A 14,658-nucleotide genomic window follows, 5' to 3' on the forward strand; every position below is an offset into this window, starting at 1 on the left:
GAGATGAGTGAACAGGAAGCAGCCACCAGCGTGCACGAGCAGCTCGCGCGAATGGTCGAAAATGGCGAGCATGCAACCTATCAGGCGCTGAAGGGGCTGTTCGCCGAACTCGAGCCGACCACCAACGAGTTCATGTTCGGACAATGGCGCGGCGGCACGTTCGACGATCGCGACATCGGCAATTTCTACGGCAAGCGCTTCAATTCGGAAGAGCATTGCGAGCCGATGCTCCGCACGAAGGAGGACGGCACGGTCTTCGCCTGGCCCGACTGGGGCGAAGCGCGGCTGCGCGAAGTCGGCTATGGCGGCAAGGTACAGTCGACCGTGATCTACGACGACCGGCCGCTGATGGACTATTTCCGCAAGGTCAACGACGATCTCGTGCTCGGGCTCGGCGACTGGAAAGGAAAAGCGAAGAGCTTTTTCTGGCTCGCGCGGGACAAGAAATAGAGGCGGACGCTTACCCTTTCCGGCCGGAGCATCGACGCGAAGCGATGGGCCAGAAAGGCGATCGATCCCTTTTGGGATAGGCTGGCGGGTCGACGCAACGACGTTGACACCGCCAGCGACATCTGCGCCCCTGGCGCCGGGAGAGGAAAATGAACGAAACCGATCGTATGGTGGCGACCGCTGTGGTCCCCGCCAAGGCGGGCACGTCGCGCACCCGGACAATGCTGTGGGTGCTGCTCCTGGTCTATGTCCTCAATTTTCTCGACCGGCAGATCGTCAACATCCTTGCGGAACCCATTTCCAAGGACCTCGGACTGTCGGATACGCAAATCGGTCTGATGACGGGGCTGGCCTTCGCGCTTTTCTATACGGTCCTGGGCATTCCGATCGCGCGCTATGCCGACCGAACGTCGACCAATCGCGTCGGGCTGATCTCCATCTCACTCGCTATCTGGTCGGGGATGACCATCTTATGTGGAATGGCGCATAATTACGTCCAACTCCTCCTCGCGCGCATTGGCGTTGGGGTAGGGGAGGCGGGCTGCACGCCGGCGGCGCATTCGTTGATCACCGATACGGTCGAGCCCTCGAAGCGGTCGTCGGCCATCGCCTTTTATGGCCTCGGCATCCCGATCGGGACCCTTCTGGGGCTGGTCATCGGCGGCTTCGTCAACGACCTGTGGGGCTGGCGTGTCGCCTTCATGCTCGTCGGCATGCCGGGCATCTTGATGGCTGTCATCCTGCCGTTCATAATCCGCGATGTACGTCAGAAGCCGGCTGCATCGACGACGCCGGGTGCTGACCTCACCGTGATGGGCGCGCTACGCGAAGTGTTCGGAACGCGCTCTTTCCTCTACCTCGCCATCGGCGGATCGTTTGTTGCCTTCCTCACCTATGGCAAGAATCTTTGGGCGCTGATCCTGTTCCAGCGCTCGCACGGCCTCAGCGCGGGAGAGACCGGACTGATGCTCGGCGTCACCATTGGCGTCGCGGGGATCGTCGGCACCTGGCTTGGCGGCTATCTGGCCGACCGTTTCGGCAGCGTCGACAGGCGCCATATGCTGACCACGCCCGCGATCGGTATGGCGCTCGGCGCGCCGATCCTTTTTCTCGGCTATTGGGTCGACGAATGGCATATCGCTATCGCTTTGATCTTCATACCGACGGTCTTCAATGCGTCCTATTATGGCCCGACCTTCGCGTGCGTGCATGGTCTGGTGCGGCCCGAGGCGCGCGCGATGGCGAGCGCGATACTGCTGTTCGTGCAGAACCTGGTCGGGCTGGGCCTCGGCCCGCTGCTGTTCGGCATGGCGTCGGAAATGCTGAAGCCAACTGTCGGCGTCGAGAGCGTGCGCTATGTCCTTTATGGCGCGGCTTGGCTGGGCCTGATCCCTGCTTTCTTCTTATGGCGCGCGAGTTTGCGGCTCAATGCCGAATTGAAATCGGGGTAAAGCCGAGACCTGGCCTGGACAGCTTGATCTGCCGGTCGCCCGGCGCTCCGTGTAAGCCGCGCTGATATCTTCTGCTAAAGCGAGGGCGATACCCAGCCGACCCTTGTGATGCAGGCCAGACGAGATCGGGCCTTCCCGGAATTGCCGTGCGCGAATTTGCAAAAATGTCCCCGATTATGGCCGGCGCTCGCCCTCATGAGGGGCTCAATGAGCCCGGCACGCCGAGACCGCTATGCTTTCCGACGGAGCGGGCCGTTGACCTGGGATTAGCTGCATCGTCTTAGGCGATATGGCGCCCGATCTGGTCTCTTAAAAAGTGGCGGAAAATTAGCAGCGGCCCGACGGGTTAGACTGCCTTTTTGCCACGCCTCCGGCAGGTGCCTCGCCCCGTTCGATCATCCGGCGGCATTTGCCGGCGTTGACCGGTAATAGTTGTTACCGTAAACGCCGGTAATATTCATTACCGGAGGCGATTCATGGCGATCCTGACCAAACGGAAGAAGATGGGCCTGCTGCTCATCGCCGCGGCCGTTGCCGCCGCGATGGTGATCTGGACGTGGGGGGCAGGGGACGAGGCCGCGGCAACCGACAATGCCTATATCCGCGGCGACGTGACCTCGCTGGCACCGAAGGTCGCAGGCTATGTGATCGCGGTCGAGGTCAAAGACAATCAGGTGGTCAGGGCGGGCGACATATTGTTTCGGATCGACGACCGCGATTATCGGGCGAAGCTCGCGCAGGCCGAGGCCAATGTTCAGGCGGCGCGCGCGCGAGTGGCGAACAGCGCCGAAGACATCGCGCTTCAGCATATCCTTGTGCGGCATGCAGCGGCGCAGCGCCGCGCCGCCGCTGCCGACCTGATGCTGGCGCGCAAGACCAGCAACCGGCGTCAGGCGTTGGTTGACGGCGGCGCGGTCAGCCAAGCGCAGGTCGACGAGAGCGACACTGGCCGCTCGCGTGCCGAAGCCGGGATCGCGGCCTCGGGCGCGACGCTCGACGCGCAGCGCCAGCGAATCAGCCTTCTTGGCACGCAGCGCGAGGCGGCCATCGCAGCGCTCGCGCAGGCGCAGGCTGCGCGGGAGCTCGCGCAGATCGATCTTGACAATACTGTCGTTCGGGCGCCGATCGCGGGCGTCGTCGGCAATCGCCAAGTGCGCGTCGGCCGGCTCGTGGCGCCCGGCGCCTCGCTGCTCGATATCGTTCCCGTCGCCGATCTTTATGTGGTCGCGAATTTCAAGGAGACGCAGCTCGAGCATATCAGCCCCGGCCAGCCGGTACGCATCCGCGTCGACGGCTATGCCGACGTGGCGCTGGACGGATTTGTCGACAGCCTCGCGCCGGGCAGCGGTTCGGCCTTTAGCCTGATCCCCGCCGACAATGCGACCGGCAATTTCGTGCGCGTCGTCCAGCGCGTGCCGGTGAAGATTAGGTTGCGCGGCAATCCGCTTTCCGGCCGCCTGGTGCCCGGACTGTCCGCGCGCGTCGAGGTGTTGCACGGACGTGGATCATGACGGCCGCCGGAGCCCGTATCGACGTGGGTGCGCCGGTCGCAACCGGCAGGATTTTAGTGGCGGGGATTGTCCTCGCATGCCTGACCGAAGCGATCGCGAGTACCATCCTCGCGCTCGGCCGTGCGGACATCATCGGCGACACCTATGCGACTCCCGACGAGTTTGCTTGGCTCGACGTCGGTTATACCGCGTTCAAGCTGATCGGCTTCGTCTTCGCACCCTGGCTGCTAACCCGCGTCGATCCGCGGCGGTTGTTGTTGATCGCAACACTGGTAATGGGCGCCGCCTGCGCCGCTGCTGTTGCCACCGCAGTGCTCGACGTCCTCGTCGTCCTGCGCGCGGTGCAGGGACTCGCGGGAGCGACGCTACTGGTTAGCGGGCAGACGATCCTCTTCTGGAATTTTCCTGCGTCGCGCCAGCCGATCCTGCAGGCGGTGTTCGCGATGGGATCGGTCGTCGCGCCGGCAACCGCGGCACCTTTTCTTGAAGGCTGGTTGATCGACAATCACGACTGGACTTGGATTTTCTTCATGGTCCTGCCGCTTTCGCTGGGCGCCGCGGGTCTGCTGATCGTGGCCGACCCGACGCCCGCACGGCCGGCACCGCCGCGCCGCCTCGACTGGATCGGGCTCGGCGCGTTCGGAGCGGCGCTGCTTAGCGCGACTTATGTGCTGACGCAGGGCAGCCGCTGGGACTGGTTGGAGGCGAGCCGGATCGGCTGGATGAGCGCCATCGCCATCGCGGCACTCCTGCTGTTCGCGTTCCGGCAATTTCGCGTTGGGGATGAGGGCTTGCTCGACCTGTCGACCTTCCAGACCGAGGATTTTGCTTTTGCTTTCTTCGTCAGTTTCGTTGCCGGCGCGGCGCTATTCGGCAGCGCCTTTGTCATTCCGGCTTTTGCCGTGTCGGTGCTCGGCTTCTCCCCGACCGAGGCCGGCGAACTGCTTCTGCCGAGCGGCGCCTGCTTCCTCGCGACGCTGCTGTTCGCCGCCTATATGATGCAGGCGCGTGGCCTGCCGCCGGTCGCAACGGTGCCGTTCGGCGTCTTATCGATCATGGTCGCGATGTGGATGCTGTCAGGGTCGAACGGCGAAAGCGGCGCCGCCGACATGATGCCGGCAATCCTGCTACGTGGTTTCGGCCTCGGCTTCCTGTTCCTGTCGATCACGCTGATCGCATTCAGCAAGCTGCCCCCCGCCAGCGTCGCCTTCGGCATCGGCATCTTCAACATCGGGCGCCAACTCGGCGGGCTGATCGGCATTGCGGTGCTTCAGACGTCCATAGACCACGATCTCGTCTACAATCAGACGGTGCTGGGGGCCGCGATCCAAACGGGATCGCCCGCGCTGGCCGAGCGGATCGCCGCCACTACCGATTTACTCGTATCGCGCGGGGTCGAGGCAAGCGCGGCGGCAAAGACGGCGACCGCCATGGTCGGCCGGGCGGTCGGCGGACAGGGGGCGGTGATCGCCTTCGATACTGCCTTCAACCTCGTGGCTTTGTTGTTTGTATTCGGCGCGCCGATGATCATCGCATTCAAGATATTCCTCGCAAAGACGACGGCATCGCGTCGATCCGATCGACCAGGGGCAACGACATGATACCGCCGATCAAATTCTCCCTGGTCGCTGCGTTGGCTGCGGGCGGTCTCGCGGGTTGCGCCGTCGGCCCCGATTATCGGCGGCCCGAAATTGCTGTCAGCGAAAAATGGGTCGGGCCGGTCAGCAATGCCGAGGTCGACGGCGCCTGGTGGCGCAAATTCGACGACCCGCTCCTCACCGAACTCGTCAAAGCCGCGATCCTCGGCAACAAGGACCTCGCCGAAGCGTCGGCGCGGTTGCGCGAAGCGCGTGCCAATCGCGAAGCAGTGCTCGGCCGCGAACTTCCGCAGGCGACCGCATCGGCGATAGCGACCGAAAACCGCCTCAGCGAAAATGGCCAGCTGCCAGTCGGCAAGGTGCCGGGGCTCGGCCCCGAGCTGTCGATCTTCGACACGGGATTCGACGCCTCGTGGGAGATTGATTTGTGGGGCGGCACGCGGCGGGCGATCGAAAGCGCCGAAGCGCGGGCTGATGCAGCCGAAGAGGCCCGGCGCGCCGTTGTCATGCAGGTGATCGGCGAGGTCGTCCGCTCATATATCGACCTGCGCACCGCGCAGGCGCTTAAGGCGAACGCGGCGCATGATGCCCGGGCGCAAGCCGAAATCGCGCGGCTGATCGCCGACCGGTTGCGCGTCGGACTGGCCTCGCGCGTCGACTTGATGCGCGCGGAAACGCAGGTAAGGGGAAGCGTCGCTGCGATCCCCGCCTTTGAAAGCGAGGCCGCCGCGGCGTCGTTCCGCCTTTCGCTGCTCGTCGGGCAGCAGCCGGAGGTTCTTGATCCCCGCTTGCGCGAGCCCGGCCAGCTCCCCGCTGCCGATGTCGAGATCGCGGCGGGACTGCGCTCGGACCTGCTACGCCGTCGCCCCGACATCCGTCAGGCCGAACGCGACCTCGCCGCCTCGACCGCCGAGGTCGGGGTTGCAACCGCCGAACTTTTTCCGCGCTTCTCGTTGATCGGCGGGATCGGCTTGCAGGCGCGCACGCTGGGCGATCTGCACTCGAGCGACAGCCTGCGTCTTCAGCTTGGCCCGTCGCTGCGCTGGCCGATCTTCTCGGGTGGACGGATCCGTGCGCAGATCCGCGCTGCGGACGCGCGCGCGGATGGTGCCAAGGCCCGCTATGAACGCGCGGTGCTGAGTGCGCTGTCCGACAGCGAGACCAGCATAAGCCGGTACATATCGGCGGGCACCATCCAGCAGGAACGTGCCGCGGCGCTCGCCGCTGCGGCTGAGGCGGTCGAATTGATGCGACGGCGCTATGTCGCCGGCGAAGAGGATCTGACGGGGCTGTTGCAGGCACAGCTCGCGTTCAGCGCGGCCGACCGGCTCCATCTTCAGGCGCGCGCGGCGCGGCTCCGCCAATTTGCAGCGCTCTACAAGGCGCTTGGCGGCGGATGGGAAGCCGCCGAGGCCGGCAGTTTCTGACCGATGACGGTGACCCATATAACTGTCGAAAGTGCGGCGGTCATGGATCGTCGCACGGCGCAGCGGAGCCATATCCTGGCCATCGCGCGGCGGCATTTTCTCGCACGGGGCTATGCGGCCACGACGATGTCGGCGATCGCGGCAGACGTCGGCGGCTCGAAAGCCACATTGTGGAATCATTTCAAGTCCAAGGACGATCTTTTTGCCGAACTTGTAAAGACGGATACCGAGGGAATCCATGCCGAGGCGCTGGTCATTCTCGACCGGGAAGGTGAGACTTTCGAGATACTTTGCACCTTTGCCGAAACCTATATCACCGCCATATCGACGCCGGCGGCACTGAGACTACAGCGGCAAGCCGCTGCAGTAATCGAGCGGATCGCCATTGGCCGGCTGCTCAACGACCGTCTGGTCGGCGTGGTTGAAACGCGCTTGGCGAACTTTTTTGCCACGCGGATGGCGATGGGCGCGCTTCGCCGCAGCGATCCGGGGCGCGCGGCGCAGCTGACCATCGCGCTTTGCCTCGGCCTCGACCCCCGACGCCTTTTCCGGCCGGCCGAAGCCGCCGGCATTCCGCCGCGCGCGCGTGCGCAGTTCGTGCTGGCCGTGCTTAAAGATCTTTACACCCATCGAGAATTGCAGGCCAAGGAGGAGGATGACGAATAGGATGATGTGATCAAGCTATCCGGGTTGCTGGTTGCCGGCCCGAGTGCGCAAATTCACGTCATGCAGCTGTTCTTTACCCCAAATAACCCCTCGCGCCGGCGCAGCGACAAGACGCCGCCGCTTCGATCTGCTGCGGCAATCCTCTGCCGACCGTCCGATGAAGAGAACTGGCAGCCCGTCATGACGTCGATGCGTCCGAAAATGGCCTAGTCAGGCCTTTGCTTCCCTCGCCCATGAAAGCGTCGCCCGCAGCGTCCCCACGCTGCGGGCGAACCCCGTTCGCGAAACTGGATGTCATCGGGCGGAAGTGATCATCTCCCCGGGGGGCCTTCCGCCCGATGATTCAGACGACGATCGGATCGTCGGCCATCGCCTGTTGGATAAGGTGCTTCTTGTCGTCGAACTGCGGCGAGACCTTGAGGTCCATACCGAGCGTTTCTTCATCCTCGTCATGCGTAAAGCCGAGACTGTGCGTCGCCTCGAACATCACGCCGCCCGGCGTGCGAACATAAGTCGATTCGAAATAGCCCCGGTTCTTGCGATCCGAGAAATCGGTGAAGCCGACGCCCTCGGTCTCGAACTTGATCCGCGCCTGGACGTCCATGTCAGGGACCGCGAAGGCGCCGTGGTGAATGATGCCCTCTGCGATCGTCCAGCTGCCCTGGCGGCGATCGGGCTCATGAACGATGTCGATGACCGTGCCCGAGTCCTTGGTGCCCTTGACGCGATAGCGGTGCCGATTGCCTTCCTCGCCGATCTTCTCGAAGTTCCAGCAATTGTTCATGAAGAAATCCATGTCCTCAAGCTCGCGCACCGAGGCGGTCCAGCTGTGGAATCCGCGCTGAGCATGCTCGAGGGGCACGTAGGGCGAGGCGTAGGGTTCGCGTGTGTCATGCTCATCCTCGAGGACCTCGAATTCGATCCCGCAATCGGGATGCTCGAAACCGACGAAGCGCTGACCGAAGCGCACGCCCGGCTTGCCCGTCGGAATGCCATTCTTGTCGAGATGCTCGATCCACCATTCGAGCGAACCCTTCGGGATCGAATAGGTGCAGACGGTGAACTGGTTCGATCCCTTGCGTCCCTTCTGGCCCGTGCGGCGCGTCGGGAAGGTCGTCATCACCGTGCCGGGGGTGCCGAGCTCGTCCGCGAAATAGAGATGGTAGATGGGAGTGCTGCCGTCGTAGAACAGCGTCCGCTTTACGAAGCGTTGTCCCAGGATCTTGACGAAGAAGTCGATGTCGCCCTGCGCCGTGCCGGTGCAGATGGTGATATGATGCAGGCTGGTAATATGGTTCGAATCCACGATCGCTCTCCAATATTTGATCCATGAACCGCGGCGGGGAGGTTGGTCTCGGATCGCCTCGGGGTCATATTGGAAATAGCACTCTGCTCGAACGCTCTCCATGCAAGCTTGCGGATACTGCCCATTCGAAAAGCGAATGTGGATGCGTTAGAAGCGGTCGCGGCGGCGAGCATGACTATGGCGTGTCGGCAAGCCATGCGTAGGGTTCGCCCCGCGCCTTGACACAGCGCGCATCTTCGCATGGGCGGTCCTTGGTATCAGGCAGTTCGATGCGGAGCCCCACCATGCTCAACCGGATGACCGGGCGCCGCCCTCGCATTCGATCAGCCAGGTCCGGATGGAGGATTTGATCGGAAGCGGCAGTTCATGGCCGCCCTCGTATTCGATGAACGCTGTGAGCGCGCCGCTGCGTCCTTTGAGATAGCGCTCCGCTTGCTCGAACTTGCCGGCGGGAATGACGGTATCGAATTGCCCTCGGCAGAAGAGCACCGGCTTTCCCGCGATCGCGAAGGACGGCATGGCACTGTCGTCGATCGCGAAACAGCCGGCGATCATGATAAGCCCGGCATAGGCGCGCGGGCGGTCGAGCAGGAGCGACGCGGCCATTGCAGCGCCGTTGCTGAACCCGCAGAGCCAGGGAAGGCGGCGGCCCGTATCGGCTGCGATCCAGTTCCCGATCTTGGCGGTCTCATGCGCAAGACTCTGCGGGACCGCGGTTCCGGTGCCGGCATTGAGGAACCAGGCGAAGCCGCCTCCTTGCGCGATCGGCCCGCGATAGGCGCGAACATTCGCGTTGCCGAAGAGCGAGAGGGCGAAGCCTGCCTCGCGCTCGGTGCTACCACGGCCGTGCAGATAGACGATGTCGCGGCTGTCGCCTCCCTCATCGGGACTGTCGTAGCGCATGACGATGGCCTGGTCTCGCGACATCGAGCATCTCCTCTTTTTGAGCCCGCGCGCAAGCGCCGGCAAGGCCGCGGTTCGCCGGGCGGGTGTCGATCAAAACCAGCGGAGCAGGTCTCAATCGCGGCTCATCTCATGCTGGCCGGGCCGCATCGATTTCGGACCGATTTTGTTTCGCGACAGTGGATAGAGAACACCCTTTGTTGGAAGCGCGAAGATCGGATGGGGTGAATGCGAAAAATGAATATGGACGTGGGGCGGAGGGCCCGGGATGTTGTGGCCGCGCTGCAGAGTCCTTTCCAGATCCAGAAAAATAAAATGAAAACATACACCTCGATTGCGCCTTTCCGGCGCCTTCGAGGCTGAGGCGTCGCCTGAACGAAGCGAGCGCTTCGCCCTGGCGCAGCCGATGCGGCAAGATGAAAAGACAAAATCCACAATCATGGCTTGCCGCTGCCAGCCGGCAGCCGCACGGCTATGCCTTGTTCGCAGAAAGGATGAAGGTTGCTCAAACTCTATTACAATTCGGGCTCCTGCTCGCTGGCCTCCCATGCCGCGCTGGAAGAATCCGGCCTCGCCTATGAACTCGAGCGCATCGATCTCGGCAAGAACGAGCAGACCAAGCCCGAGTATCTAGCCAAGAACCCGTGGGCGAAAGTCCCCGCACTCGAGATCGGCGACGTCATCCTCACCGAGAATGTTGCGATCCTGACCTATATCGCCGAACAGGTTCCCGCTTTTGGCCTCTTGCCGGTTTCGGGGATGGAGCGCGCTCGCGCGCTCGAATGGCTCGCGCTTCTCTCGAGCACGGTCCATGTCGCTTTTCGTCCGATTTTCCGGCCGGGGCGTCTCGCCGTGAGCGAGGCGGGGCAGCAGGACGTCGCGGCGACCGGCCTGGAGGGTCTCCGCGCGGTGCTTGCTCTGCTCGACGAACGGCTTGGCGATGCGCCCTTTACGCTCGGAACGCGCTTCAGCCTCTGCGATCTCTATCTCTTCGTTTTCATTCTGTGGTCGCGGCGGCCGGTGCTCGCGGGGAAGCTCGATGCGCTGCCGCGGCTAGCGGCTTTCGGCGACCGGATCGCGGCGCGGCCGTCGATGGCGAACGCGTTGGCACAAGAAGGCCTGTCCTGGACGTAACACGCCGCCGCTTCTTCGCCTTCACTTCTTCGAAGATTGCGCAGGACCGAATCGCTGCCGGAAATCCTCAAGGCGCAGCGTGAAATTCTCCTCGCCGAGGAAGGTGGGGTCGCTCATCGTTGGCTGTTCATGGGGCCTGTACAGCGCCGCATAGGTCGGCATGCGTTCGGACGAGCTATGGAAATGGGTCGAGTAGGTCGAAACCGCGATCGTCGGCACCGCGGCGGAAAGGTCGAACCGCATCAGCCTCAGCCACCCGTCGCCGAGCGCGGCCGGTTTCGCGTCGGGCGCGAGCATCGCGAGCGCCTGGCCGCGATCCTGATAATCGGCGAGAATCTGATAGACCATATGGCCGGCGGCATTTTTGTCGATGCGGCGCGACTGGCCATGCTGATGGCCGCTCAGCACCATGAAGATCTGGTCATTGGGCAGGATCAGCTTTTGCCAGAGCTCCTCGGGATCATTATGCTCGGCGTGCACCGCGTCGAAGTCGACCGCGGGGATCGCCTTGCGTTCGCCCGCGACATTCAGATGATCGTGGATCGAGATGATGGTCGGAAGGCCGGGATATTTCTTGAGCAGTCCCTCGGCCCAGGCGATCACGTCATCCTCGGGCGCCATTTCGAGCCCGATGTGGAGGAAGCGATAGCCGCCCGCCTCGAATATCTGCGCGCTGTCGGCGCCGCCGTTGAACGCGCCGACATACCAGGGCTTTCCCTTGAAAAAGTCGGAATCGCTCCCGAAGACCGAGCGGAAATTGTCGAGCCCGCCATAGTGGAGCGTGCCATAGCGTAGCGGACTTGCTGCGTCCGCCGTGGCGGGCCAGCGCGCATCGGACCAGACCGAGTCATAGTCGTGATTTCCCGGCACCACCGAAAAGGGCAATTTGCCCGAAAGGATCGAATAGCCTGCGCGTGCGGTCGGCATCTCGACGGACAGCGTATTCGGCTCGGGAGTGAGGTAGGCGCCGAAGACGGAATTAGAAATCGACTTTTGCCCCATTGCGGCGTGTTTCGCGTCGATTGGCTTGCTGCCATGCTGCCAGATATCGCCGACGGCGGTGGCGAACACGATGTCGCCGCCCGCCGAGCGCGCGTTGCGTGCGATATATTCCATCTGGTCGAAGAAGATTTCCTTCGCGTCGATTGGAAATCCGGCTTCGCGCTGGTGGCTGAAATCGATGTAATTCTGCGTGTCGGGTATCACCGCGATGGTGAAGGCGTCCCGGTCCTGCTGCGCCGCAACGGGCACCGAGAAGGCGGCGGCGGTGAGGGCGATCGCCAGCGCATGGCGAAATTTTCTCTGGGTCATGAACTTGCTTTCTACCAGTTGCTTGCGATTACCAGGCGGCGCGGACGCCGATACCAAAGGTGCGGGGCGTGCCGATCAGTCGCGACGGGCCGGCGATGTCGATATAATATCGCTCGTCGGTCAGGTTCCGGGCATAGCCATAGAGCGACAGACCCGACGCCAGATTCTCGATCTCGAGACGAAGGTTGATCAGCGTATAGGCAGCGGTTTGCGCCGACAGCGCGTTGTCGAGGCGCTTGAACTCCTTGCCTTTGTAGGTTGCATCGACGCTCGATTTGAGACGCCATGCGTCGCCGAACGTGATCGAGTGGCTGAGGCGAGCATGCCCCGAAGCATCGGGCGCGGCGGGCAGATTGTTGCCGAGATTGAGCGTGACGAGGACCGGGTTGGCCGATTCGAACTTGGTGATCTTGCTGTCGAGCACGGTCGCGCCGAGATCGAAGGCGAGTTGCTGGGTCGATGTCCGGACGATCTGGAGCGTTCCGGTAATGTCGAGACCCTTCAGCGTCGCCGCGGCGATGTTGGTGCGAATATTGCCATTGGGCGTCGCGGTGCTCGACTGGAGATTCTTGAAGGAATAATGGAAGCCGTCGATCGCGAGGCTGAAGGCGCGCGAGGACGGAAACCATTTGATGCCGCCTTCGAAGGAATCGACGGTCTCGGACTTGAATGACAGTGCCTCGGGCAGCGAGAAGATGCTGGTGCCGTCGAAACCGCCCGCCTTGTAGCCGCGGCCGTAAGCGGCATAGGCCGAGAGCGAAGGGGTGATATCGAATTTGGCCGAGACGCGGCCCGATATATTGTCGTCGCTGAAGTCATTGTCGAAGATCACCGGCAAGGGCAGCCCGATGCCGGTGGTGATGCCATAGGGGTTGGCATCGATCGTCGACCCCGAATAGTCCGAGCTTTCGGTCGTGTAGCGAATGCCGCCCGTCAGCGTCAGCTGGTCGATCGGCCGCCAGTCGGCCTGCCCGAAGACCGCGAAGCTCTTGCGGCCCTGGTGATAGTCGGTGTTGATCTGCGTGAAACGCGAATCCTCGTAGAAGAGGGTGGTGCCGAAATCGGTCTTGTCGCGCAAATAATAGGCGCCGACCACCCAGCCGAACCGGCCCCTGCTCGCGTTCGATAGCCGGGCCTCGACCGACGTCTGCTTGACCTTGTCGGTGAAGATGAACTGGTTGACGCGGATCGGCGCGCCGGGCGCTCCGTCGAGGTTTCGGTCCGAGGTCTCGTGGCCGATCACCAGGTCGAGGTGGAGGGCGTCGCTGAGATCCTGCGCGAGCGTGGCGCCGACGCCGAACAGGTCGATGCTCCGGCGGGGATAGCGGTTCGAATAGAAGGTGAAGGGATCGTCGTCGGGCTCGAGCCAGCCGTTATTGCTGACGCCCCCGACCGAATCCTGCGGCTGGCTCTCGGAACGATCGCGGCTTTTCCAGAGCTTGAGCGTCAGATCGCCGCCATCGGTTTCGGCGCGCAGCGTCACGCGTCCGGCAAAGAGGTTGCGGTCGCCATAATTGTCGCGCGCGCCCGGATCGGGAAGTGGCGGCAGCTCGGGACGCAGCTGCATGCCCGTCGCCGGGCCCGCGCCCTTGCCGTCCATGAAGCCGCCGCCCTGGTCGGTGAGCAGCGCGACGCGCAGCCCGATGCTGTCGGTGAGCGGCACACTGACAGCGCCCTCCGCACGGAACCGGTCATAGCTGCCATAATCCGCCTGGACATAGCCGTCGAAGCTGTCCGACGGGCCGCGCGTGATCAGGTTCACGACGCCCGCGGTGCTGTTGCGGCCGTAGAGGGTGCCCTGCGGCCCCTTCAGGACCTCGACGCGTTCGACATCGAAGAAGGGCGCCGAGAGGAAGACGTTCGAGGATTGATAGACATTGTCGATGTGCATCGCGACCGAGGGGCTGCCGTTCGGGCGGTAATCGTCCTGGCCGCCGACGCCGCGGATGCTGATCGTCGTCGATGCCACGCCGCCGAAATTCGATGTGATGCTCATGCCGGCGACCTGCGACGTCAGATCCTCGAAGTTCGCGACACCATTGTCGGAAAGCTGCTCGCCGCCGACCACATTGATCGCGGCTGGCACGTCCACGATCCGCGTCTCGCGCTTTTGCGCCGTAACGATGATTTCGCCGCCCGACTGGTCAGCCGTTTGAGCGACAGCAATCCCCGGGGCCAGAAGCGCCATCGCGCTTCCGACCTTGATCAACTTCTTCATTTCCTCGAAACTCCCGTTGCCGTAAGAATTGGACGGGTGTCTAGAAACGGGTTGTGACAGGGTTATGACGTGGCAGTGAGTATCATCGAGGAAGCGGCCGGCAGCGCGGTCGGCAAGCGCGAGCGGACCCGCCGCCACATCTACGATTGCGCGGTAGGACTCTTTTCCGCGAAGGGTTATGCCGCGACGACAGTGGGCGATATCTGTCAGGCCGCAGGAATTTCCCGGGCGACCTTTTTCCTCCATTTCAAGGAAAAGGCGGCGCTCGTCGGCGAAGGCAGCCGGCGTCTCGGCGCTTTATGGGAGAGCAAAAGGGGGGACCTGGGCGAGCTTCCCGCACACGAAATCCTCCGCCATCTAATCTGGTTCATCTACGATAATATGGAATCGCCCGATATTGCAGCCCCCATGCTCGACGATTTTCGCCACACCTTCGGAGGCGACATGTCTCCCGGCACCGGACCGGGAACGATCCATGCCTATACGAGCGACGTGATACACGCGGCGCAGCTCGAAGGCAGCGTCATGGCCTCTCCCGCGGCGGATGTTCTTGCCCATCACGCCATCCGCCTGACCAGCCTGTACCGGATGTTCATGGTGGGCGATCACAACGAGACGAAGCTTCTGTTGTGGCGCCTCTTTTACACCGGCGCGCGGCAGGCGTGATGTCGGGGGGCGTCGGG

13 protein-coding genes are annotated in these 14,658 nt (G+C 63.2%); 9 read left to right on the plus strand and 4 right to left on the minus strand.

What is annotated here, in order from left to right; all coding sequences use genetic code 11:
• Positions 1–3 precede the first annotated feature (3 nt).
• The 7 genes from VSX79_RS05910 (at position 4) to VSX79_RS05940 (ending at position 7,313) form a co-directional block, all read left to right on the plus strand.
• Positions 4–450, plus strand: coding sequence for a DUF4334 domain-containing protein (locus tag VSX79_RS05910; protein ID WP_326914768.1), 447 nt, complete (start codon positions 4–6; stop codon positions 448–450).
• A 149-nt stretch (positions 451–599) separates the two neighbouring features.
• Complete coding sequence (locus VSX79_RS05915) at positions 600–1,901, plus strand: spinster family MFS transporter (RefSeq protein ID WP_407697259.1); 1,302 nt, start codon at positions 600–602, stop codon at positions 1,899–1,901.
• Between the two features lie 476 nt (positions 1,902–2,377).
• Positions 2,378–3,412: an HlyD family secretion protein gene (locus VSX79_RS05920; RefSeq protein WP_326914769.1), complete on the plus strand. Its 1,035-nt coding sequence runs from the start codon at positions 2,378–2,380 to the stop codon at positions 3,410–3,412.
• Entirely contained in the window at positions 3,409–5,013 is a 1,605-nt protein-coding gene (locus VSX79_RS05925; protein ID WP_326914770.1) for an MFS transporter, read from the plus strand. Before VSX79_RS05920 ends, VSX79_RS05925 begins: the two co-directional genes overlap by 4 nt.
• Positions 5,010–6,437: an efflux transporter outer membrane subunit gene (locus VSX79_RS05930; protein ID WP_326914771.1), complete on the plus strand. Its 1,428-nt coding sequence runs from the start codon at positions 5,010–5,012 to the stop codon at positions 6,435–6,437. The genes VSX79_RS05925 and VSX79_RS05930 overlap by 4 nt, the downstream gene beginning before the upstream one ends.
• A gap of 42 nt (positions 6,438–6,479) precedes the next feature.
• Positions 6,480–7,103, plus strand: a complete 624-nt coding sequence (locus tag VSX79_RS05935; RefSeq protein WP_326914772.1) for a TetR/AcrR family transcriptional regulator — start codon at positions 6,480–6,482, stop codon at positions 7,101–7,103.
• Positions 7,104–7,109: 6 nt separating this feature from the next.
• Positions 7,110–7,313, plus strand: a complete 204-nt coding sequence (locus tag VSX79_RS05940) for a hypothetical protein (RefSeq protein ID WP_326914773.1) — start codon at positions 7,110–7,112, stop codon at positions 7,311–7,313.
• A gap of 133 nt (positions 7,314–7,446) precedes the next feature.
• Here VSX79_RS05940 and VSX79_RS05945 read toward each other — a convergent pair whose 3' ends face one another.
• The gene (locus VSX79_RS05945; RefSeq protein WP_326914774.1) at positions 7,447–8,409 is read right to left on the minus strand and encodes a ring-cleaving dioxygenase; all 963 of its coding nucleotides are present in this window, start codon (positions 8,407–8,409) and stop codon (positions 7,447–7,449) included.
• A gap of 288 nt (positions 8,410–8,697) precedes the next feature.
• Positions 8,698–9,378, minus strand: coding sequence for an alpha/beta hydrolase (locus VSX79_RS05950; RefSeq protein ID WP_326914775.1), 681 nt, complete (start codon positions 9,376–9,378; stop codon positions 8,698–8,700).
• A 435-nt stretch (positions 9,379–9,813) separates the two neighbouring features.
• Here VSX79_RS05950 and VSX79_RS05955 point away from each other — a divergent pair, with 435 nt between their 5' ends.
• Positions 9,814–10,446 carry a glutathione S-transferase family protein gene (locus tag VSX79_RS05955; RefSeq protein WP_326914776.1) on the plus strand — a complete coding sequence of 211 codons (633 nt, stop codon included), beginning with the start codon at positions 9,814–9,816 and terminating at the stop codon, positions 10,444–10,446.
• A gap of 21 nt (positions 10,447–10,467) precedes the next feature.
• On the opposite strand, the gene VSX79_RS05960 is transcribed toward VSX79_RS05955, so the two are convergent.
• Together VSX79_RS05960 and VSX79_RS05965 are read right to left on the minus strand one after the other, a co-directional pair.
• Positions 10,468–11,757 carry a metallophosphoesterase gene (locus VSX79_RS05960; RefSeq protein ID WP_326914777.1) on the minus strand — a complete coding sequence of 430 codons (1,290 nt, stop codon included), beginning with the start codon at positions 11,755–11,757 and terminating at the stop codon, positions 10,468–10,470.
• A 28-nt stretch (positions 11,758–11,785) separates the two neighbouring features.
• Positions 11,786–13,975, minus strand: coding sequence for a TonB-dependent receptor (locus VSX79_RS05965; RefSeq protein WP_326914778.1), 2,190 nt, complete (start codon positions 13,973–13,975; stop codon positions 11,786–11,788).
• A gap of 69 nt (positions 13,976–14,044) precedes the next feature.
• On the opposite strand from VSX79_RS05965, the gene VSX79_RS05970 reads away from it, so the two are divergent.
• Positions 14,045–14,641, plus strand: a complete 597-nt coding sequence (locus VSX79_RS05970) for a TetR/AcrR family transcriptional regulator (RefSeq protein ID WP_326914779.1) — start codon at positions 14,045–14,047, stop codon at positions 14,639–14,641.
• The last annotated feature ends 17 nt before the right edge of the window (positions 14,642–14,658 follow it).

Origin of the sequence: Sphingopyxis chilensis, from assembly GCF_035930445.1 — a bacterium.
GTDB lineage: Bacteria > Pseudomonadota > Alphaproteobacteria > Sphingomonadales > Sphingomonadaceae > Sphingopyxis > Sphingopyxis chilensis.